General features: G+C 45.9%; 18 protein-coding genes. 13 read left to right on the top strand and 5 right to left on the bottom strand.

Annotated features, from left to right (window positions below; translation table 11 throughout):
- Positions 1-109 precede the first annotated feature (109 nt).
- From EX191_RS06445 to EX191_RS06435, 3 genes are all read left to right on the top strand, one after another.
- Positions 110-763 carry a potassium channel family protein gene (locus EX191_RS06445; protein WP_193447382.1) on the top strand — a complete coding sequence of 218 codons (654 nt, stop codon included), beginning with the start codon at positions 110-112 and terminating at the stop codon, positions 761-763.
- A gap of 1 nt (position 764) precedes the next feature.
- On the top strand, positions 765-2,129 hold the full coding sequence (locus EX191_RS06440; RefSeq protein WP_193447381.1) for a TrkH family potassium uptake protein: 1,365 nt from the start codon (positions 765-767) through the stop codon (positions 2,127-2,129).
- Between the two features lie 248 nt (positions 2,130-2,377).
- Complete coding sequence (locus EX191_RS06435; RefSeq protein WP_005392445.1) at positions 2,378-3,304, top strand: LysR substrate-binding domain-containing protein; 927 nt, start codon at positions 2,378-2,380, stop codon at positions 3,302-3,304.
- A gap of 95 nt (positions 3,305-3,399) precedes the next feature.
- On the opposite strand, the gene EX191_RS06430 is transcribed toward EX191_RS06435, so the two are convergent.
- Positions 3,400-5,136, bottom strand: a complete 1,737-nt coding sequence (locus tag EX191_RS06430) for a BCCT family transporter (RefSeq protein WP_074189837.1) — start codon at positions 5,134-5,136, stop codon at positions 3,400-3,402.
- Between the two features lie 319 nt (positions 5,137-5,455).
- Here EX191_RS06430 and EX191_RS06425 point away from each other — a divergent pair, with 319 nt between their 5' ends.
- The 7 genes from EX191_RS06425 (at position 5,456) to EX191_RS06400 (ending at position 13,782) form a co-directional block, all read left to right on the top strand.
- The gene (locus EX191_RS06425; protein ID WP_104973070.1) at positions 5,456-6,643 is read left to right on the top strand and encodes an aromatic ring-hydroxylating oxygenase subunit alpha; all 1,188 of its coding nucleotides are present in this window, start codon (positions 5,456-5,458) and stop codon (positions 6,641-6,643) included.
- A gap of 1 nt (position 6,644) precedes the next feature.
- Entirely contained in the window at positions 6,645-8,081 is a 1,437-nt protein-coding gene (locus EX191_RS06420) for an aldehyde dehydrogenase family protein (protein WP_134646016.1), read from the top strand.
- Positions 8,082-8,223: 142 nt separating this feature from the next.
- The gene (locus EX191_RS22885) at positions 8,224-9,063 is read left to right on the top strand and encodes an FAD-dependent oxidoreductase (protein ID WP_479688054.1); all 840 of its coding nucleotides are present in this window, start codon (positions 8,224-8,226) and stop codon (positions 9,061-9,063) included.
- Between the two features lie 31 nt (positions 9,064-9,094).
- Positions 9,095-9,658: an FAD-dependent oxidoreductase gene (locus EX191_RS23105; protein WP_341480768.1), complete on the top strand. Its 564-nt coding sequence runs from the start codon at positions 9,095-9,097 to the stop codon at positions 9,656-9,658.
- 12 nt (positions 9,659-9,670) lie between these two features.
- Positions 9,671-10,987, top strand: coding sequence for an NAD(P)/FAD-dependent oxidoreductase (locus tag EX191_RS06410; protein WP_074189840.1), 1,317 nt, complete (start codon positions 9,671-9,673; stop codon positions 10,985-10,987).
- Positions 10,984-11,334 carry an ethanolamine utilization protein EutQ gene (locus EX191_RS06405; protein ID WP_193447380.1) on the top strand — a complete coding sequence of 117 codons (351 nt, stop codon included), beginning with the start codon at positions 10,984-10,986 and terminating at the stop codon, positions 11,332-11,334. Before EX191_RS06410 ends, EX191_RS06405 begins: the two co-directional genes overlap by 4 nt.
- A 402-nt stretch (positions 11,335-11,736) precedes the next feature.
- Positions 11,737-13,782, top strand: a complete 2,046-nt coding sequence (locus EX191_RS06400) for an EAL domain-containing protein (protein ID WP_193447379.1) — start codon at positions 11,737-11,739, stop codon at positions 13,780-13,782.
- Positions 13,783-13,849: 67 nt separating this feature from the next.
- Here the strand turns inward: EX191_RS06400 and azu are convergent, their stop codons facing one another.
- From azu to norR, 3 genes are all read right to left on the bottom strand, one after another.
- Entirely contained in the window at positions 13,850-14,302 is a 453-nt protein-coding gene (gene azu, locus EX191_RS06395) for an azurin (RefSeq protein WP_005392455.1), read from the bottom strand.
- A 362-nt stretch (positions 14,303-14,664) separates the two neighbouring features.
- The gene (locus EX191_RS06390; RefSeq protein WP_193447378.1) at positions 14,665-15,315 is read right to left on the bottom strand and encodes an HAD family hydrolase; all 651 of its coding nucleotides are present in this window, start codon (positions 15,313-15,315) and stop codon (positions 14,665-14,667) included.
- Positions 15,316-15,403: 88 nt separating this feature from the next.
- Positions 15,404-16,936 (bottom strand): nitric oxide reductase transcriptional regulator NorR, encoded by a 1,533-nt coding sequence (gene norR, locus EX191_RS06385; protein ID WP_193447377.1) that lies wholly within the window; start codon positions 16,934-16,936, stop codon positions 15,404-15,406.
- A gap of 190 nt (positions 16,937-17,126) precedes the next feature.
- On the opposite strand from norR, the gene norV reads away from it, so the two are divergent.
- From norV to EX191_RS06370, 3 genes are read left to right on the top strand one after another with little or no spacing between them, the layout of a single operon-like run.
- Positions 17,127-18,629, top strand: coding sequence for an anaerobic nitric oxide reductase flavorubredoxin (gene norV, locus EX191_RS06380; protein WP_193447376.1), 1,503 nt, complete (start codon positions 17,127-17,129; stop codon positions 18,627-18,629).
- A 9-nt stretch (positions 18,630-18,638) separates the two neighbouring features.
- Positions 18,639-19,787, top strand: a complete 1,149-nt coding sequence (gene norW, locus EX191_RS06375) for an NADH:flavorubredoxin reductase NorW (RefSeq protein WP_193447375.1) — start codon at positions 18,639-18,641, stop codon at positions 19,785-19,787.
- 44 nt (positions 19,788-19,831) lie between these two features.
- A complete protein-coding gene (locus EX191_RS06370) occupies positions 19,832-20,170 on the top strand; it encodes a TehB family protein (protein ID WP_006742231.1) in 339 nt (112 codons plus the stop codon).
- A gap of 129 nt (positions 20,171-20,299) precedes the next feature.
- On the opposite strand, the gene manA is transcribed toward EX191_RS06370, so the two are convergent.
- On the bottom strand, positions 20,300-21,517 hold the full coding sequence (manA, locus tag EX191_RS06365; protein ID WP_414718285.1) for a mannose-6-phosphate isomerase, class I: 1,218 nt from the start codon (positions 21,515-21,517) through the stop codon (positions 20,300-20,302).
- Between the last annotated feature and the right edge of the window lie 84 nt (positions 21,518-21,601).

The raw sequence follows: 21,601 nt of genomic DNA, 5'->3' as shown, positions 1-21,601 counted from the left end.
TTATCGGCACTCGAACAGGACTCGTGTTGCCTATTTTCCGTGACGGAAAATCAGTCTAGCCCTTAACGCATTAGCATTTTCTATACATAAAACACAGTTAGGGATTGATATGGCTCACTTTACAGTAATTGGTTTAGGGCGATTTGGCGTTGCTGCCAGCTTAGAACTTATTCATCTTGGACACACGGTAACGGGGGTGGATAGCGACCCGAAAATTGTCGAAAAATACGTCGAAGAGTTAACGCAAGCGGTCATATGTGACGCGACAGACGAAGGTGCACTCAGAGAATTAGCGCTAGCGAACAGTGATGTGGTGTTGGTGGCGATTGGCGAAGACATGGAAGCCAGTTTGTTGTGTACGCTGGCGCTTAGAAATCTGGGTGTGAAATCCATTTGGGTCAAAGCTAGCACCAAAGCGCACCACACCATCGTGTCTAAGCTGGGTGTACAACGCATTATTCATCCGGAAGAGGAGATGGGCGTAAGAGTCGCGCAGGCACTCAACTATCCGATGGTGAACAACTATTTGGAAATGGGGCATGGTTTGTATGTGGTGGAAATCCACGTTAAATCCAATCTGCACGATACGCCGCTTTCTAAGTTGATCAGCCGAGGCAGTTACAACATTCAGCCTATCTTGGTGAAGCGCGAAGAAGCCGTCTACACCAATATCAATGATGAGTTTGTGCTTAATGAGTTCGACACGCTGTTGCTTTGTGGTAGTCGCGCTGAGCTGAAATACGTCGCTCCGAGGTTGGTGTAACATGGTTTTGTGGCATCCCTCTATTATCCCGATCGAGCGAAAACCCAAAGCGGGCAAAAAATTGTTGGGCGCACCGCCGCTGATACTTAGCCTCAGCTTTGCGTGCTTGGTCATGCTCGGCACAGTTTTACTCAAACTGCCGATTGCCACCACAGAGCCCATCACTTGGATTCAAAGCCTGTTTACAGCAACATCGGCCATTACGGTGACGGGATTAGTTGTGGTAGACACGGGCACGGCGTTTACGCCTTTTGGGCAAGTGGTTATTGCCTTCCTGATTCAATGTGGTGGCCTAGGTTTGATGACGTTTGCCATCGTGACCTTGCTGGCTCTGGGCGGAAAAATTGGCTTTTTGGAGCGAGCCGTCGCGAGAGAGGCATTTAACCAAACTGACTCGTCGACACTCATTGCCACCGCTAAATCTGTATTGATGTTCGCTCTGCTCGTTGAACTTATTGGTTTTACTATTTTGAGCGTTTATTGGAGTGAAGAGCTGGGCTGGAAAACCAGTTTGTTCCATGGTTTCTTCTACACCATCAGTGCGTTTAACAATGCAGGTTTTGCGTTGAGTGCCGATAGCTTAATGCCTTACGTGGACGACCCGGTCGTTAACTTCACCATTACCAGTTTGTTCATTGTTGGTGGTTTAGGCTTCTCGGTTTGGATTGACTTAAAACGCAATCGCCGTTGGCACCGACTCACCGTTTACAGTCGAATGATGATCTTAGGCACGGTGATCATTAACGTGGTGGCACTTATCGCCATTTACCTGGTTGAATATGATAACCCCAACACGCTTGCCCCTTTGAGCGAAGCAGGGAAATGGTGGGCATCGTGGTTTCAAGCGGTGACGCCAAGAACGGCGGGGTTCAATACTTTAGCTATCGATCAGTTGGAAGATGCCACAACGGCGATCATTCTGGTGTTGATGTTTATCGGCGGTGGATCATTGAGCACGGCAAGTGGCATTAAAGTTGTGACATTTATGGTGTTAGTCTTGGCAACTTACAGCTATTTGCGTCGCGATGAAGCAACCTATGCGTTTCAACGCGAGATTCCCAAAGAGACCATCAGCAAGGCATTGGCGCTGACTCTGATCTCGGTGGGCGTGACTTGGTTTGCCATCTTCATGCTGTTACTGACAGAGAAAGCGTCTATGTTAGACATTATGTTTGAAGCGGTCTCAGCGCTGGGTACGGTTGGGTTATCGCGAGGCTTAACGGGCAGTTTGTCCGAACCGGGTGAGTTAGTGATCATCTTCATGATGTTTATGGGACGATTAGGCCCACTTACTTTGGCGTACTTCTTAGCCAGCCCAAGAAAGAAAAAAGCGCGTTACGCGAGTACTAAACTGGCAATAGGGTAAATGGGCTAACTCGGAGAAAATGACCAAAAGGCTAGGCATAAGAGGAGTAACTGCTCCTCTTTTTTGTGCTCGTTGTAGCCACGAAACTGTATACGGTTGCCTCTCTCACAACAATTTATGATTCATCTCTATTTTTTATCATTTATAAATTGTCGTTTTTGAGGTGTTGTCCAGAATGGCATTATCCACGTGCAACATAAGATTGCCGGGAATAAAAATAATTACAATACTGCCTTACTGGAAGATACATGAAAATCAAACCCCTCCCACCTTTAAATAGCCTCGTTGCGTTTGAAGCATCGGCGCGGCACTTGAGTTTTACGTTAGCCGCTGATGAGCTAAACGTGACCCAAGGTGCTATCAGTCGCCAAATTAGACAATTAGAAGAATACTTAGGCAAGGCTATGTTCACGCGAGCCAATCGAAGCATTAACTTAACGCCTACAGGTCTTCAATATTATCAAGCTGTCAGCCAATCTTTGCTCGATATTGCTCAAATCACGGGTGAAGTGAAGAAATGGCAGGGCGAACAAAAGATCACGGTTGCGACGACAAATGCAATGGCAGCCTTGTGGTTGTTGCCTAAGGTTGCTCAATTTCAAAATGAACATGATGACATCGATATAAGGATATTGGCCTCAGATAATGTGTTGGACTTACGCCGATTAGATTGCGATATCGCCTTGTTTTATTGTCGCACTCCACCTGCGGAAATGGATGTGACAACGCTATTTTCGGAAGAAGTATTCCCTGTGTGTAGCCCGCTTTATTTAGAGAAAATCGGCCAGCCTAGTGAGCCAGAAGAAATCTTCAATAAAACGTTACTCTATCTGGAAGAGTCTCAAAGAGACTGGGTGAATTGGGAGCAGTGGTTTGCAAGTGTGGGGTTGCCAAATATTTCGCCTCGTAATCGCATGAACATCAATAACTATCCAATGCTGTTACAAGCGGCAATTAATGGTCAGGGCATCGCATTAGCTTGGGGCTCATTAGTGGACGACTATTTACAAAGCGGTGCTTTGGTTAGGCCAGTCGAACACGTTCTTTCAACTCCCTCTAATTTTTCTATGCTTGAACCTAAAAATAGAGGTTTAATCCCAGCAAGCGTCAAACGTTTTAGAGAATGGCTTTTGCATCAGTTGCCAGATGAAGTGGGTGACCGAGGCCTAGCCTAAATCAATAAGCAGAGAAAAGAACAGAGTTTGGTCATGTTAAAAAAGCGGGAATATCAGTTCCCGCTTTGTTTGAATTGATTGGATGAAATGACGCACTAAGTGAGTGCTGGTCCTTGATTGAGTGTGGAATCATCTTTCAGCGAGGATGTTGAAGCGATAGGCTCGGAAGCCACAGTTTTGCTTTCAACAAGCGGTTCAACAGGACCATCAAGTTTCTCTTGCTCTGGGTGAACATGCTCAGGAAGCATTGCCCATGGCTTAGGTTCGCGTCGAATACTATGGAACAGCGTTAAGCTCATCACCGCGATAAAAATCGCGATAGGGAAACCGGCAATAATGGAGGCCGTTTGCATTGCTTTTAACCCTCCTGCATATAGAAGCACTCCCGCAATGGCGGCGATCATGATCCCCCACAATACGCGTATAGACGTGGGAGGTTCACTGTGTCCAGCGGCATCGAGGGTACATAGAACTAAGGTACCTGAGTCAGCGGAGGTAATGAAATAAGTACCGAGTAATAAACACGCAAGTACGCTAAGTAGTTTACCAAACATACCTGTATCTAGATTGTCGAATAGCGTAAACAAAGCGCGTGTCGTATCGGCTTTAGTCGCTTCAAGAATCGGGCCGCCAGAAAAATCTGCAGGTGGTGTTTGTTTTGCTTCTTGTGCCGCAGTGACTTGCTCTTGATGAGCAACACGAGCGTCTTGCTCTACCTTCAACGCTGCGCCACCAAATACTGAAATCCATAAAAACGTGATCAGCGTGGGTACGATGAGAGCACCGCCGATAAGCTCACGTATTGTGCGCCCTTTAGAAATACGAGCTACAAACATGCCAACGAAAGGTGCCCAAGTCATCCACCAAGGCCAGTAATAAGCCGTCCACCAGTTTTGCCAGCCAGAGTCATTCTGTGCATCGCTCCATAAGCTCATACCGACAATGTTTTGTGCATAAAGCCCCGTGCTTTCAAGTAGCGTATTTAAGATATAGCGAGTTGGGCCAATATAAAGTACGACCAGCACGAGTGCGAGTGAAAGCAGCATGTTCCATTCTGATAAACGGCGAATACCTTTCCCTACACCAGATAGCACCGACGCAACCGCACAAGTACAAAGGGAAACGATAATAAAGAGTTGAATCCCCAAACTAATGTCTAGACCAAAGGCTTGATTCAAACCAGAGTTTATTTGGATAACTCCCATCCCCAAGGTTTGAGAGATACCGAAAGCAGTCACCGCGACTGTTAGGATATCAACCGTGTGCCCGATAGGCCCATAAATACGATCGCCAATCAAAGGGTACAAGATAGAGCGTAGGGTAAAAGGCAGATCTTTACGGTAGGAAAAGTAGGCTAATGCGAGTGCAACAATAATAAAGACAGACCAAGGATGTAGACCCCAGTGAAAGAATGTCAGTTTCATTGATGTTGTTGCGGCTTCATTGGTCAGGCCTTGAGTAAATGGGTTGTCAGCGTAATGCCACATCGGTTCGGCGACCGACCAGAAAATTAAGCCTATCCCCATGCCTCCGGAAAAAAGCATGGATACCCAAGACAAATAACTAAACTCTGGTTTTTCGTCATCTTTACTCAAACGAATATGTCCATATCGACTAACCATAAGGTAAAGAAGAAAACCGACAACGAGTGAAACAAGTCCGATGTAAAACCACTTCATATTCTGCAGCAAAATGCCGGAAATCGTTTCGAAGTATTGGCCCGCTTGGTTGGCGAGAATGGCGCAGAAAAGTACAAAACCGATAACGACGATCTTTGATGCGATTGTCACAGTCGGATTGAGTCCTTTCAATATCCCAGATGTTGCTCTCATAGGCATCCCTCACAGTGCGTTTGTTTTAGCGTTATTGTTTGTTGCGTTATTGTTAATTTTCGAAAGAGAGTAGAGAGAGGGCTTTTGTGTTTCAACTGATTAATACTCATCGGTTAATGAGTATTAATCATGACAAGAAGAACCTTGTTAATTAAAAGGTTATTTTGTTGTTTGAGATCAATGCACGAATGACAAAAACTCATCCAAACCCGGCGAAAAAGTCGTTTGTTTGTTGCTGGGTTGTTAATCAAAATCATCTCCACTAACACAACACGATGTTGTACGCACTGGATGCAACTCGACTCTCGGAGATAAGAATATGAGCAATGTCAACCAAACCATTATTCCTGTTGAACTTGTTGATAATGTACTGAACCCAATCAGTGAAGCAACTGGAATGCCGAATCAGGCCTACACCAGCGAAGAGTATTTTACTTTTGAGCGTGATCAGGTGTTTGGTAACACTTGGGTATGCATTGGTTTTGCATCAGACCTGCTTAAAAATGGCTATGTGATGCCACTTGATTTCATGAATCTTCCACTACTCATGATGAGAAATCGTCAAGGTGAAGTCCAAGTCTTCCACAACGTATGTAGTCATCGTGGTATGAAGCTGGTGCATGAGGCAGGCGAAGTTCAAGGCATGATTCGCTGTCCTTACCATTCATGGACGTACGATCTTGACGGCAATCTAAAAGGCACACCACACATCGGTGGTATCGCAAAACACAAAGATGATCGATTTAAGTGTGAAAAACACGGCCTTAAGCCACTTCGTTCAGCCGTTTGGATGGACATGGTATTCGTTAACTTATCGGGCAATGCAGAAAGCTTTGAAAATCATATCGCGCCGCTAGAGCAACGTTGGCAGCAGTTCTTAGGTGAAGATGGGTTAGGTCTTCTTCGCCGCGTGAACATGGGTGGCAACTTAGAGATCGAAGTGAAAAGTAACTGGAAGCTTGCCGTAGAAAACTACTGTGAGGCTTACCACTTACCTTGGGTGCATCCGAGTTTGAACAGTTATTCTCGCCTAGAGGATCACTACAACATCATGTTTGCAGAGCGCTTTGCTGGTCAAGGTAGTCTCGCGTACAACCTTTCAGATACAGCAGGAACACACTTACCTAAATTTCCAAGCTGGCCAGAAGATAAGCTGCGTCATGCAGAATACGTTGCACTCTTTCCAAACGTGTTGCTTGGTATTCAAGCCGATCATGCCTTTGCAATGATGATTGAACCAATCACTGCGAATAAGAGTGTTGAGCACCTACGTGTTTTCTATGTGGGTGATGAAGCAACGAAAGATGAGTTTGCTGCGTGTCGTACTGCTACCGTTGAGTCGTGGCGAGTCGTGTTCGGCGAAGATATTGGAGCGGTCGAAGGTATGCAGGAAGGTCGTTACTCACCTGGCTTTAGTGGTGGCGTGTTCTCACCAGAAATGGATGTTCCGACGCATTTCTTCCAAACCTGGTTGGCAAAGCAAGTGAAAGCGGCACTGGAGCAGTAAGATGATGCATTACCTTAATTATATTGATGGTGAGTGGTGCGATTCAGAGCAAGCGCTGACCGTCATGAATCCTGGCACAGCCGAAGCGTATGCGACGATTGCAGAAGCCACTATCACCGATGCCGATCGCGCAATGGCAGCGGCACGCCGAGTGGTCAATCAAGGCCTTCTTTCGGACGTTCGTCCAGCCGTCAGAACCGAGTGGATGTTAAAAGCCGCCGCAGCTATTCGTGAAATGGTTGATGAAGGTGGGTTAGTTGCCTGTCGTGAAAATGGGAAATCTTTGCAAGATGCCAAAGATGAGTTTTTAGAGTCGGCACGTTACTTTGAATACTACGCAGGCATGGCCGACAAGCTGGAAGGCACGTCAATTCCGTTGGGTAAAGACTATGTCGACTTCACTCAATATGTGCCGTTTGGCGTGTCAGTGCAGATTGTGCCGTGGAATTTCCCTGTCTCTATTTGTGCACGCTCATTGGCACCTGCATTAGCTGCTGGTAATGCAGTGGTGATCAAATCGCCGGAGATTTCCCCACTTGCCATGACGTTGTTGATTAAAGCGATTGAAAAAGCGGGCTTCCCGAAAGGCACGATTAACCTGCTATGTGGCAAAGGCTCTGTGGTTGGCAGTCATTTGGTGCAGCATCAAGACGTTGATCAAATCGTCTTTACGGGTTCGGTACCGACAGGTCAACGCATCCTGAAAGATTCTGCACAACGCGCCACACCATCTGTGATGGAGCTGGGTGGTAAATCGGCCGCTATCGCACTGAAAGATGTGAGTCTTGAAACGCTTTTACAAAGCGTTCAAGTCGGTATTTTCTTTAACGCTGGTCAAGTGTGTTCGGCAATGTCTCGTTTGCTAATTCAAAAAGAGCGTTATGAAGAAGTAAAAGCGGCGGTAGTGAAAATGGCGCAAGGCCTAACCATTGGTCAAGGTGAAAGCCAGCCAGACATCACACCGTTGGTATCCGCTGATCAACAAGCGCGCGTGCTTGAAATGATAGAGCAAGCAAAAGCCGACGGCGCGAATATCCTAACCGGTGGCTACGCACCTGATTTATCGGGCTATTTTGTCGCTCCAACAGTGATTGAAGCCACGCCAGATATGCGCATTGCACAAGAAGAAGTGTTTGGTCCTGTGTTGGTGATTACACCGTTTGAAACTGAGCAAGAAGCAATCGAAATCGCGAATGGCACCGATTTTGGCCTGGTCGCTGGTGTCTTTGGTGAAAGCCTAAACCAAACATTGCGTGTGGCGCAGCAACTGCGTGGTGGGCAAGTGTTCATCAATGAATGGTTTGCTGGTGGTATCGAAACACCATTTGGTGGCGTGGGCTTGTCCGGTTTTGGGCGAGAAAAAGGACAAGAAGCGATTTATAGCTATGTCCAGACACGCAATATTGCCATTCGTTTGCAGCAAGACAGCAACGTATAGCTACCGTGTAACTTGATTTTCATCACCTCGCACCGGCTTGGATTTCAGACCACAAGCTAGGGCGAGGTTGATGGAATCGCTACAAATCTGACAGTGGTTTGTAAACACGGAAATTCTGAACAAGGTAGTTGGAGTAAAAGTGATGAGAAAGTGGCTCTGTATTATTTGCGGCTTAATCTATGATGAAGCACAAGGTTGGCCATCCGATGGCATTGCACCAGGAACAGCATGGGAAGATGTGCCGGATGATTGGTTATGCCCCGACTGTTTAGTGGGTAAGGCCGATTTTGAAATGATCGAAATTACCGACGATGAGCCAGTAGAAGAGGTCGCGGCAGTGTCTTCGGTGTCGGTAGGATCGTCTGTTCAGCCAAATGCGACTCAGCCACTTCCATCTGAAGTCACTCAGCCTATATTTTCAGCTGACCCTATTGTTATCATCGGTAGTGGCCACAGTGGTTACCAGTTGGCAGCGGCACTTAGAGCGCAATCTGAAACGGTTCTGATCACTGTCTTTACCGCTGATGATGGCGCACTGTACAGCAAGCCTGCATTGTCTAATGCACTGGTCATGAATAAAGACGGCGACGCGCTACAAAGTGAAAGCGCGTTGGAGTGGGAAAGCCGTCTCAATATCCGCGTTTACCCGCATACCCGCGTTGAAAAGATCGATCGTGCTAATTCAACGCTACACACCTCTATCGGGAAATACGCCTACAGTCGTTTGGTACTGGCAACAGGTGCATCACCGATTGAAATCCCAATTGAGGGAGATCGCTCTTGTGTTATGAGTGTGAACGACTTAGTTGATTACCGCCGTTTCAGAGCGGAGCTGCAAGACAAAAAACGCATCGCGATCCTCGGCGATGGCTTAATTGGCTGTGAGTTCGCGAATGACCTGATCGAAAGCGGTTATGAAGTGACAGTTATCGGGTTAGGTCAATGGCCAATGGAGCGTTTGATCCCGCAACAGTTGGGGTGAATCATTACAAAGCGTACTTGCAGATCGAGGCGTGCAATGGGCTCTACAAGACAGTATCGCCAGAATCGAGCCAAGGTCCGAATCAAGCGCGGTTTTGCATCTAAACAGTGGCAAGAAAATTGAGGCAGACCTAGTGCTAAGCGCGGTTGGACTCAAGCCAAATGTATCGCTGGCTGAGCAAGCAGGGCTAGAAGTGGGCCGCGGCATTAAAGTGAATCAATTCGGCCAGACGAGTGATGAGAATATTTACTCGCTAGGCGACTGTGTTGAAACGGAGCAAGGTTGGCAGCCGTATATTGCGCCGATTAATCAAATGATTCCTTCCGTGGCGAAAAGCTTGCTAGGTGATATTACGCCTACCTCTTTAACGCCAACACCAGTGATTGTGAAAACGCCGATTCTTCCACTCACTATTTTCCCGGTCGCCCCGAACGAACTGGGACAATGGTATATCGAGAGTCAGGCAGATGAATTGACCGCTGCGTTTTATTCTCCTGAAGGAACGATGCTTGGCTTTGCGTTGCTAGGAAGAAAAGTACAGTCATTACGTGGTCCTTGGCTAGATCAATTGTCATTGAAACTGTCAGCAGCGTAACGGAGAAAGAAGATGATTCATTTACCCAATGATGATGCAACATGTGGTTGGTACCATGCGTTGCCAAGTATTGCAGAAAAACCAGCGTTAAAAGGTAAACAAACTGCTGACTATGCCGTGCTAGGCGCCGGTTTCGCTGGACTAGCTATGGCAAGGCGTTTAGCTGAGCTTCAGCCTAACGCACGAATTATACTGATTGATGCGCAACGTATCGGCCAAGGGGCGTCAGGGAGAAATTCGGGCTTTGTGATCGATTTGCCTCATAAGTTTTCACTTGAGCATCCCGATCCTGAGCACAAACAAAAGTTATTATCGCTCAACCGTTCTGCGATTGCTCAGCTAGACACTTTAGTGTCGAAGCACAGTATTTCTTGTCAGTGGTCAGCAAAGGGCAAATATCAAGGAGCCGTAGGGGCACGCGGTGAAGCGTATCTCGATCACTTTGAGCACCTAATGAAAGACCTTGGCGAACCATACTTCCATGTTAATGGCAGTGAGCTGGCGAAAGTCTTAGGGACAAATTACTACAGCCGCGCAATTTACACGCCAGGTGGTTATTTAATGCAACCTGCTGCTCTGGTGCGTGGGCTAGGGGAAAGCCTTCCAGAGAACGTCGAGGTATTAGAAAACTCGCCAATCCGCAAACTCAGTAAAGAAAACGGTTACTGGGTATTACATGGAGATAGCGGTTCTGTTGAAACCACTGAACTGTTACTTGGCACCAGCATTTTTACTCGTGAGTTTGGTTATCTTAAAAACAGATTACTCCCAGTGATGACGTTTGCAAGCTGGACGCGTCCATTGACTGACGCAGAAATGCAGCGATACGGAGGAGAGCTGAATTGGGGCCTAACCCCAGCTGATCATGCGGGAACGACGTTACGTATGACCGCCGATCGACGTATTTTGATCCGCAATACATACAAACACGTGCCGAAGTATGGCTCAAGCATGAACGATAAAGTCAGAGAGCAAATCCGAGACGATCATCGTCAAGTCTTTTTGGCGCGTTACCCCGAGCTGGCCGACGTACCATTTACTCACACATGGGGTGGGGTATATGCCATCTCTCGTAACTTTACTAACTTTTTTGGTCAATTAGATGAAGGTGTTTATGCCAGCGCTTGTGACAATGGTGTTGGTGCTGCGTGGGGAACCATTTCTGGAACGCTGTTAGCTGACTATGTCGTAGGTGCGACATCTAAATCATTGGATGACATACAGCAAGTGACAGGAATGCCTTGTTTGAATCCGCCAGAGCCTTTTTTAGGCATGGGAGTAAAAACGCGTATCCAATTAGCAAAATGGCAAAGCCGGAGTGAATTATGAAGCAAGTCAAACTCGTTGATAGTAAAAACCTAGATTTTAATGTTCGTGGTGATACGCCGGGAATGGCGTACGTAGCCCGAGCGTTAAGCCCGGAAATTTCACCAAACATTGGCGTAGGCTTTGCTAAATGGGAAAGCGCTCAAGTGGCTTGGACGGTGCTTTATGATGAGGTTATTTTTGTGATTGAAGGCTGTTTCGAGCTGACCGCAAACGGTGAAACACATCTTGTTCACCCAGGTCAAATGCTGTGGATCCCGGAAGGAACCGAATTGGTTTATGGTGGGCATGCTCTATTCGGCTACGTGGTTCATCCAGGAAACTGGAAAGAGCTACACGGGATTGAATGATTTGTTTTACAGACGAGACAACGACTTGAAGTTCTACTCGTGCTAAATCAAAAAACGTTCACAGTGTATGTGAGCCAAATCAACTCGCCCGTCAAGGGCGTGTCACCGAAGCCTCCTTCTTGAAGTCATTTGGGTATATACATCAGTTTTAACGATAGCCATATCGAGATGCTTGGTATGGCTTTTATCGTTAAGGATAATAATCTCATTGGATCAAGGGGTATATAATCGTTAAATTGCACTTGCGACACCTTTGCGCTGTGACTGGCAATTCAAACTATTGTTTTAGCCAATAGAAACACTAAAAATTATCCACCAAATAATACGTTACTGAGTCTGGCCGTTGCATTTACGGCTGCCTATTTCGCAGCCGATGATTATTACTTAATATAAGAACTCACCATGCACACTCGTCGTGAACGCGTATTTGACCCCTTTCATCGTCTAACGGTATTTACAGATAAATGGCGATTTGGATCTAAATCTTATCTTACTGATCTCGCATCTATTGCCTTATTGCTGTTACCGCTGACGCTATCTAACGCACTTGCTATCTTTCTTGGTCACGCTTCTAGAATCCTAGGGGTGTCAGAGGTTTCTCAGTTATTGTTCCATCTTTCTGATATTTTAATCAACTTATATCCCACAGCGTTTTGCATTGTGGCTGGTTACTATTTATCGCATAAAGTGAATGTGTCGAGCGCGATTATCATCATTTATTCGTTGGTCATGTTCTATTTAATTTCAATAGAGAATGACAGCCTTTCTAGTAATTACATGTTGCCGAATAACCCTTTATTAGCACTCTTCAGTGCAACGGTGTCATACGTTTATTGTAAAAGTTTCCGAATTGAGCTGCTTGATCCTCAAGCAATGGACTTCTCTTCTCGTCTTTTTAAAGATGTCTTACATTTTTTCGTATTCGTTTTATTTGCGGTTAGCTTATCTCATGTCACCGCAGCGGTGATGGATGCTTTTACTACAACAGTGGCTGGACTTAACTTTGATCCGCTGACGTTCACAGGAGGATTATTTTATCAATCCATCTTGAGCTTATTAGGAGCGGCGGGCATTAATGGTCATAACATGTTGTTTGCCATCAAGCAGCAAATATACGCTGCGACCGAAGCCAACATGGCTGCTTGGCAAACAGGCGAAGCGTCGCTTAACGTCATTAGCCAAGGTTTTTACGACGCATTTTTATCCATGGGCGGGTCAGGGAATAGCATTAGTTTACTCCTGTGTCTGTTATTGTTCGCTAAAGAGCGCAATCATATTTTACTGGCATTAGCGGCAGCACCATTGGTGATGTTCAACATCAATGAAGTGCTGCTATTTGGCTTGCCTATCATCTTTAACCCTATTCTGGTCGTCCCATTTGTATTAGTACCGCTGGTAAGTTTTATCATCACCTACTGTGCGATTGCTTCCGGCTTAATTGCGCCTGTTGAAAATATTGTGAACTGGATGACACCGCCTCTGTTGAGTGGTTATGTTGCAATGGGGCATCAGGTTCAGGGGGCGATACTTCAACTGGTGGTGATTGCGATTGGTGTACTAATTTATCGACCTTTTTATCTAGCCTATGCAGGCAAATATGTGGGGCAACTTGGTGTAAGTAATACTTACAATGGTTTAGAACAATCCCTATTTAAATCACTACTCAGTAGTGTGAAAGATGCGAACACATCGAGTATCAGCAAGTCATCCGCGCAGAAGCGTTTAACTTCCATTCTTCGTGAAGGCGAGTTGGTGATGTTTTATCAAAAGCAGCATTCAACAAAGGATGCGGAACAGTATTCTTACGAAGCGCTTATTCGATATAAAGATGAAGATGGAAACTTACTTTCACCAACGTTTATTGAAGATTTTCACCGGTTAGATGCCATGCCACTGCTCGATAAACTAGTTCTCGAAAAGGTGTTGTCGGATATGAAGGAAATGGGATTATCTGATCAGCGAAGAGTGGCCATTAATGTTTCTGTTGCTACCATTCAACAAGTGGATTTTGTTCAGCATTTACAAGGCAGGTTGGTCTATTTTGGAATCCCGGCTGAATGGCTTGAAATTGAAATTACTGAAGAAGCCGTATTAGACAATGAAGTTTCTTTAACTAACACCATGAAAGCTCTACAGAGTATGGGAGTTCGTATCACAATGGATGATTTTGGTACGGGCTACGCATCGTTTCCTCATTTGTTCAAGTATCCATTTAACAAGATTAAGCTAGACAGATCGCTGCTATTGGACGCTAACGATCATCGTGGACGGCAACTGTATCGATTGGTTGCTAAGTTAGGACATATTGCAAATTGCGAGGTCGTAGCGGAAGGGGTGGAAACGCAGTCTGACTATGACTTTGTGCGGTCAAGTGGGGTTGATAAAGTTCAAGGGTTTTACTTAGCAAGGCCTGTACCTTTGGATGAGATTATCCATCGACGTGCTTAACTAAGGTGCAATAAAAAGGGAAGCGATGGCTTCCCTATAATGAGTCTTGTTTTGACTTAGTTAGCTCTTATTTGAACTCAAATTTACCCTGCATGATCGCCCAGTGACCAGGGAACGAGCAGAAGAATGAGTAGTCGCCGCCAGCTTTCATTTTTTCAGTGCTGAAAGTAATGCTGGTGCTTTCACCGCCGCCAATCACTTTTGTGTGAGCGTATACACGGTCGTCATTTGGCTTCACGTAATTGTTTTCTGCACCTGCTGCCATGCCGTCCGTACCTACTGCTTGTAGATTAGCGGTATCTGCGATAACAACGTTGTGACCCATTGATTGTGCAGGCATTTTACCTGTGTGGTTTAGCGTCAGTTTTACTTCTTTACAAGTGGCTGGAACGCTCAGTGTTTTAGTAGAAAACTGCATCATATCGTTAGCATCTAGGGACACTTCACACTCGGCACTGGCTTGGGCACCAAAGCTCATTCCTACTAATGCGAAGGTTGCTGCTAATAAACGTAAAGACATATAACACTCTCCATTTTATATTTTGGGCTGACTTGGATTAATCTCATCCAATAGTTCTCATTATCAGCCAATTTTCACTCGAAAAACGTGCTTCAAGCGGTATATTGACGTTTTGTTGCAAAGTTGTACTGGTTAGTTCCACTATTTGATCACTCATAGACCCTATTTCATGCGATGGCGTGAGGTAAATCAAAAAAGAAAGGAATACGCCCCGTACAGAGATAAGGTCTATCTTATTAAGCCTTTGGAGCAGTATCTTGGCATTCATTAGAAGTAGATTAGAGAAGGTGAGAGGAGAGGCTCAAGTATAAAAAAGCTCAGCCAAATTGCTGAGCTTTAACAGTTAGAGCGGCAGTTGACGTTTAGCGATTTTGCTTCAACGTATCTAACGCTTCATGTAATGACGGCACGATGGAATGACCAAATTGTTTTACCTCTTCGCACGGTTCAACTAAATCCGGAATCTGATAAGTAACCATATTCGCTGCCACGGCTGCGCGAACACCGTTATTGGAATCTTCAAAGGCCAAACATTGGCTTGGTTCTACATCCAGACGATTCGCTGCCAGCAAATAGATTTCTGGATCGGGTTTACCGTGGTTTACCTCGCAGCCTGTGGTGAGGTTGTCGAAGTACTTACTCAAACCCGCTAATTCCAGTTTGATTTTCGCTACCTCCTTTGCCGTAGAAGTTGCTACTGCGATTGGTAAGCCTTGTGCTTTCAGCCATTCTAGCAGCTCAACAACACCATTTTTCACTGGGATGGCTTGGTGTTTGACGACAGCATTGTAACGAGTACGCCATTCATGATGCAGGCGGTCTAGGTTCTCTCCGTAGGCTTTGCGGAAAATTGCTTCAATACCTGCCGCATTGCGACCAATGATCGACAGATAAACATCTTCATAAAACGGAAGGTTTTGGACTTCACATGCTTCTTGGAAAATACGCATACAGACGCGCTCAGTATCAAGGAGCAAACCATCCATATCAAAAATAGCAGCTTGGTAGTTCATTACATTACAGACTTTTCGATTGTGATGGTGCATTTTGACATAAGCGAGATAGATTTTCTTGCGGAATTCAAACCGTCCGTATCCTTTTTTACTTTATACCTAGCCGTTTGGCTAAGCGGTGTAAATTACCATTATCGAGTTCTAACTGACGTGCTGTTGCAGCCCAGTTTCCTTGATTCTGCTCTAGTGCTTTTAGAATCATGGCTTTTTGGAAGGTGTCAGTGGCTTGCTTTAAACCAGCGTCTGACAGTTCAAATGAAGAGCTAGGTATACCTGACTCTTCAGTGGTGGGCTGATTGTTCGACGCTTTGATATCGAAATCTTGTTCCACCAATTCGATATCCAGCGATTGAGTTCTAGCTTTGGCAAGCACGCCCGCTCGTTTGATGACGTGTTCCAGTTCACGCACGTTGCCCGGCCAAGAGTAATCTTTAAGTGCTTGAACTAGAGTGGGAGAGAGTCGAACACTGTTCAGCCCCAACTTGCTGCGTAGTTGCTCTGCAAAGAAACCAGCCAGTAGCACGACATCGTCTTCACGTTCACGAAGTGGGGGAACATGAAGAGGGAATACACTCAAACGGTGGTACAAATCTGCTCTGAAACGGCCAGCTTTTACTTCTTCATGCAGAACACGGTTCGTTGCCGCCACAATGCGTGTGTTGACTCGAATATGTCGGTCATCCCCAACACGCTGGATATCGCCATATTGCAATGCGCGAAGTAGCTTGGCTTGTAACTCCAGAGAAAGTTCGCCAACTTCATCCAAGAATAGTGTGCCGCCGTCGGCTTGCTCGAACTTACCTTTCCGATTACTGATAGCACCAGTAAAAGCACCTTTGATATGACCAAAAAGTTCACTCTCTGCGACAGACTCAGGTAACGCGGCACAGTTTAAGTACACCAAGGTATTATTGGCTCGGTGAGAGCGATGATGAATTGCGTTTGCGACGAGCTCTTTACCAACCCCTGTTTCACCCATTACCAACACCGATAGCTCGGTATCTGCCACCGCATCGATTTGCTCTTGAAGTGCTTTCATCCCAGCAGATTTGCCAATGATTTCGTTGCTTAGCGTGCGTTTCTCAGTGTAAGACTCACGTGGCAAGCTTGCTTGTGTTTCTAACTGCTCCAGTAGTAGCGCAGTGTGCAAGCCACCCGCGGCTAACGCACTGACAAAGCGTAGTTCTTGATTGAGTAAACCATCGAACTGGTTCGGGTCGAAGGCATCAATAGTGATCGCGCCAATCAATTGATCGTCGATCAGCAAAGGGAGACCAATACATGAATGGACGTGCAGCTTGTCGTCGTGGTTCGGAATTAACCCGTCATAGGGATCGGGTAAGTCGCTATTCGATGGAAACCGTACGATATCGCCAGCGCGTGCAATGGCTTCCAATCTCGGGTGTTGGTTTATAGAAAAACGGCGTCCCAATACTTCCTTTGCTAAGCCATTGATAGCCAGCGGCTTAAAGTGCTGATCTTCATACAAAAGAAGAGCAGAAGCATCACATTTTAATATCTCGCGAATCGTTGTTAATAAGGTATCAAATCGAGCTTGCCGAGTGAGCGCTGAATTTAGGTCTTGCGTGATGTGTAGCCATTGCGCGATTAAAGAAGTCATAGCCAATACCAATTGTGTCAATATGACTATTGTAGTGTCTTAATGACAATTTTCAACTGTGTCTAAATGACAGTTTTTAAAGTTTTATTTTAATTAAATTATTGAAATATATGGCAATTAAAAGTTGGCATGCCCAGTGCAGTACAAGAAGAAATTATTTTTGTTTATCCCGTCATTCAAGGTAGTAATTATGACAATTCACGTAAAAAACAACATCCACTGGGTAGGTCAACGCGATTGGGAAGTTCAAGATTTCCATGGTACAGAATACAAAATGACAAAAGGCACCAGTTACAACAGTTATCTAATTCGTGAAGAGAAAACCATACTGATCGATACGGTCGATCATCGATTCAGCCAGCAATTTATCCAGAACCTAGAAATGGAAATCGATCTTAAGACGATCGATTTTATCGTCGTGAACCATGCAGAGGAAGATCACTCAGGCGCATTGTCTGCATTGATGGAGAAGATTCCGAACACGCCAATTTACTGTACAGAAGCGGCGATTGATTCGATTGTTGGTCATCACCATCATCCCGAATGGAACTTTAAAACGGTAAAAACGGGTGACAGCATCGATATTGGTAACGGTAAACAATTGGTATTTGTAGAAGCGCCGATGTTGCACTGGCCAGACAGTATGATGACATACCTAACGGGCGATGCGGTGCTATTCAGTAATGACGCATTTGGTCAGCACTACTGCGATGAGCGTTTGTTCAACGATGAGGTGGACCAAAATGAGTTGATGGAACAGTGTCTGCGTTACTACTCAAACATCCTAACGCCATTCAGCAGCTTGGTAACCGCTAAAATCAAAGAAGTGTTGAGCTTTAATTTGCCTGTCGACATGATTGCAACTTCACACGGTATTGTATGGCGCGATAACCCAGTTCAAATCATCGAGCAATATTTGGAATGGGCGGATAACTACCAAGAAGATCGTATTACCATCTTCTACGATTCTATGTCGAACAATACCCGAATGATGGCGGACGCGATTGCACAGGGCATCCACGATGTTGACCCGGGTGTCGCAGTTAAAGTCTTCAATGTGTCTAAGCACGATAAGAATGAAATTCTCGCCAATGTGTTCCGCTCAAAAGGCATATTGGTTGGTTCATCTACCATGAATAACGTCATGATGCCGAAGATCGCAGGCATGCTAGAAGAAATTACCGGTCTGCGCTTTAAAGCGAAAAAAGCCGCTGCCTTTGGTAGCTACGGTTGGAATGGTGGTGCGGTAGACCGTATCCACGCACGGTTGACCGATGCGGGTTTTGAAACAGCAGTCAGCCTGAAAACCAAATGGCGACCAGATGGTAAAGCGATGCGTGAGTGTCGTGAACATGGCAAGAGCATCGCGAAACTGTGGGCGAAACATCCACTAACAAGTCCTGTTACGGCTCCGATGATGGCTGCGTCTGCACCGCAAGTTCGATCACAGCCCGTTGTACAAGTAGAAACGCCAGCAGTGGTCGAAAGGGAGCTTATTAATCCAAGCTCAGAAGCACATCCATCAGATTGCCAGTGCATGATTTGCACCGTTTGTAACTGGGTGTATGACCCTGCTCAGGGTGAGCCTAACCAAGGAATTGAACCGGGTACCACGTGGTCAGACGTTCCGGATTACTTCCTTTGCCCTGAGTGTCACTTGGGTAAAGATGTATTTGTTGAGTTCAAGGGGTAAGGAGCTGTGATGCAAGCACCAATTGTAATCATAGGCAGTGGCTTTGCTGCCTATCAACTGGTTAAAACTGTGCGTCGAATGGATGCACAGGTGTCAATTCAAGTATTCACCGCTGATGACGGTGCGGAGTATAACAAGCCCGATTTGAGCCATGTGTTCAGTAGAAAACAGACCGCGAGGGATCTGGTAGTAACAACGGGAGAAGCGTTTGCCCAAGAGCACCATATCGAGTTATTAACCCACACTAAAATTGAGAGTGTGGATACGCAAGCCCAACAAGTGGTAGCAGATGGACAAGTTTATGCGTACTCCAAACTGGTTTTTGCAACGGGCGCGAAAGCTTTTGTTCCTCCAATGCGAGGTGATGCTTCTGGCGATGTCCTAACGCTCAATTCGTTACAAGAGTATCAGCTCGCAGAAGAGAGAATCAGTCAAGCAAAGCGCGTAATGGTTATCGGTGGTGGTTTGATTGGCGTTGAGATTGCAATGGATATTGCGAGCAGCGGTAAAGCCGTTACGGTGGTTGAATCAAACCAACGCTTGCTTGCCAATCTTATTCCTGAGTTTGTTGCGTTGCCTCTGGAAAGCCAACTTAAGCAACAAGGCATTCAACTGGCGTTGGGAAATGGGGTTGTTGAGGTGAATCGTACCGCCGATTCGTTGGTAGCGATTTTGAACAGCGGTGAAGTGAGCGAGATTGATGTAGTGATTTCTGCCGCGGGCTTACGTTCAAACACTCAATTAGCGAATGCTTGTGGATTAGAGGTTGGGAAAGGCATTGCTGTCGACGCTAAGCTGCAGACTTCTGCGAACAATGTATTCGCTCTGGGCGATTGCGCCGAGATACAAGGGCGTATGCTTCCATACCTTCAGCCAATCGTGTTGAGCGCTAATGTTTTAGGTAAGCTGTTGCTTGGGCAGGAAGCGCAATTGAAGTTGCCGCCAATGATGGTAAAAGTCAAAACGCCGAGTTACCCAATTCAGCTTGCCGGGGACTTCGGTGCTGTCGCGAATTGGAATGTGCAGATTTCTCAATCTGGCATCGTGGCAAAAGCTGAAAATGAACAAAGCATATTGACAGGGTTTGTTGTGACGGGTGAGCAAGTGGCTCAGGCTTTTCCGTTACTGCGTGAACTGTCTCAAGTCGCGCAATCGTAACTCGCTTCAAGCAGCACAATTTTATATTCAAAGAGGGTATAACCATGTCACATCTTCGTATTCCGAAAGACTGGACGGTTCAACGTTCGACGCCATTTTTCACCAAAGGCAGTGTGCCTCCTGCTCTTCTAACTCATCACAACACAGCCGAAGGCGTGTTTGGGCAGTTATGCGTAATGGAGGGGCAAGTCACCTATTATGGTTTTGCAGATGAATTCGCGACAGAGCCTGAAATGGTCGTCGTGATCAACGCAGGTCAGTTCGCGACAAGCCCGCCACAGTATTGGCATCGTATTGAAATGAGCGATGATGCACAGTTCAATATTAACTTTTGGTCGAATAAAGATAAAAGTGGACAAGCGATGTTCCACGCTAAGCAGTAAACCTTTCTAGACAATTTGATTATTGAGTGAATTTATCGGGAAAAGCGCATATTAAGTAAAAGAGCAGAGACGTTTCTCTGCTCTTTTTTGCTTATTGGCAGTAACGACATGTGAACTTAATCAGCGATATTAACTGTAAGCCCGCGCCACACGACCTTCGCAATTCAAGGTGTATTGTTTTGCGTAAGCCGGAATGAAAACAGATTGGCCTTTATCTACTACACATGTTTCACCATTTGCGTGTGTAATCACGAACGGGGAATCTAGCGGCAACAGGATTTCTGCGGTTCTTACATCAAGCGTTCGTTGGTTGGCTTGTTTTACAATCGCGAATTTGAAATCGTCGACGGGAACTGGGTATTCCAATATGTCGTCGATTTCATTTGGTGCGAGCAATAGGCTGTCGAATGGTTTTTCTTCGAAGCGTGTGCATGCAACGAGTTCTTTTACGTCCATATACTTCGGTGTTAAACCTGCGCGTAGTACGTTGTCTGAGTTCGCCATGATCTCAAGCCCCGTCCCTTTCAAGTACGCGTGTGGCGTTTCTGCATCCAAGAACATCGCTTCGCCTGGTTTCAGCGTGATAACGTTGAGTAGCAAGGGCGCAAACAAACCAATGTCGCCCGGGTATTGCGTTTCTAACTCCAAGATCAGGTTGAACAGAGGTAAGTCGGTGATGCGAGCTTGTGCCAATAGCACCGTCAACGCCATCTCTTTCTGTTCGCCTTCCAGTGACAATAGACCGGAGAAGAAGCTCGCCAATCCTTTTGAAGTTTGATTGTCGATAAGGTCATCCACCAAGCCTTGCAGCTCAGGAATAGCCAACTCAGAGAAGAAGCTGATGACTTCACTTGTTGGGCGGAAGCCATTCATCGCTTGGTATTCGGTTAGCGCGTAAACCAATTCTGGTTTGTGGTTTGGATCTTTGTAGTTACGGTTTGCAGCGGTCAGGGGAATGCCTTGTTTTTCTTCCAGTGCAAACCCCAGTTCTGCTTGTTGCTTGTTTGGGTGCACCTGAATCGACAGCGCTTTCTCAGCGGCAAGCACTTTAAACAGGTACGGAAGTTCACCAAAACGGTTTGCGACTTCTTCACTCAGAAAAGCATTCATGTCTTGAGCAATCAGTGAAGAGAGTTTGGTCTCCTCGCCGTTTACCATCACCACTGAGCAACCGTTTGGATGCGCACCCATCCATACTTCTGCTTGCGGTTCGCCCGTTGGGTTTTCAATGCCAAACAGTTGGTTAACAGAAGTAGTACTGCCCCAAGCGTAGTTTTGAATCACGTTGTTCATCAGGAAGAACGTCGGATGCGTAGCTTGAGTTTGAATCGTTTGTGTATCGGACATCGTTAAATCAGACATAGAGTGTCACCATGCGAGAAAATCATGGCTTGAGCGACATTGCCCAAGCCATAGGAGCCATTTGGGGGA

The organism is Vibrio chemaguriensis, assembly GCF_012275705.1.
Lineage (GTDB): Bacteria > Pseudomonadota > Gammaproteobacteria > Enterobacterales > Vibrionaceae > Vibrio > Vibrio diabolicus.
Note: the sequence above shows the minus strand (reverse complement) of the source record. Positions and strands in the feature narration are given on the sequence as shown.

What these genes read in the sequence shown, in the direction of transcription:
- EX191_RS06445 (WP_193447382.1), top strand. Translation starts at nt 110, where the DNA reads ATGGCTCACTTTACAGTAATTGGTTTAGGGCGATTTGGCGTTGCTGCC.
- EX191_RS06440 (WP_193447381.1), top strand. Translation starts at nt 765, where the DNA reads ATGGTTTTGTGGCATCCCTCTATTATCCCGATCGAGCGAAAACCCAAA.
- EX191_RS06435 (WP_005392445.1), top strand. Translation starts at nt 2,378, where the DNA reads ATGAAAATCAAACCCCTCCCACCTTTAAATAGCCTCGTTGCGTTTGAA.
- EX191_RS06430 (WP_074189837.1), bottom strand. Translation starts at nt 5,136, where the DNA reads ATGAGAGCAACATCTGGGATATTGAAAGGACTCAATCCGACTGTGACA.
- EX191_RS06425 (WP_104973070.1), top strand. Translation starts at nt 5,456, where the DNA reads ATGAGCAATGTCAACCAAACCATTATTCCTGTTGAACTTGTTGATAAT.
- EX191_RS06420 (WP_134646016.1), top strand. Translation starts at nt 6,645, where the DNA reads ATGATGCATTACCTTAATTATATTGATGGTGAGTGGTGCGATTCAGAG.
- EX191_RS22885 (WP_479688054.1), top strand. Translation starts at nt 8,224, where the DNA reads ATGAGAAAGTGGCTCTGTATTATTTGCGGCTTAATCTATGATGAAGCA.
- EX191_RS06410 (WP_074189840.1), top strand. Translation starts at nt 9,671, where the DNA reads ATGATTCATTTACCCAATGATGATGCAACATGTGGTTGGTACCATGCG.
- EX191_RS06405 (WP_193447380.1), top strand. Translation starts at nt 10,984, where the DNA reads ATGAAGCAAGTCAAACTCGTTGATAGTAAAAACCTAGATTTTAATGTT.
- EX191_RS06400 (WP_193447379.1), top strand. Translation starts at nt 11,737, where the DNA reads ATGCACACTCGTCGTGAACGCGTATTTGACCCCTTTCATCGTCTAACG.
- azu (WP_005392455.1), bottom strand. Translation starts at nt 14,302, where the DNA reads ATGTCTTTACGTTTATTAGCAGCAACCTTCGCATTAGTAGGAATGAGC.
- EX191_RS06390 (WP_193447378.1), bottom strand. Translation starts at nt 15,315, where the DNA reads ATGAACTACCAAGCTGCTATTTTTGATATGGATGGTTTGCTCCTTGAT.
- norR (WP_193447377.1), bottom strand. Translation starts at nt 16,936, where the DNA reads ATGACTTCTTTAATCGCGCAATGGCTACACATCACGCAAGACCTAAAT.
- norV (WP_193447376.1), top strand. Translation starts at nt 17,127, where the DNA reads ATGACAATTCACGTAAAAAACAACATCCACTGGGTAGGTCAACGCGAT.
- norW (WP_193447375.1), top strand. Translation starts at nt 18,639, where the DNA reads ATGCAAGCACCAATTGTAATCATAGGCAGTGGCTTTGCTGCCTATCAA.
- EX191_RS06370 (WP_006742231.1), top strand. Translation starts at nt 19,832, where the DNA reads ATGTCACATCTTCGTATTCCGAAAGACTGGACGGTTCAACGTTCGACG.
- manA (WP_414718285.1), bottom strand. Translation starts at nt 21,517, where the DNA reads ATGTCCGATACACAAACGATTCAAACTCAAGCTACGCATCCGACGTTC.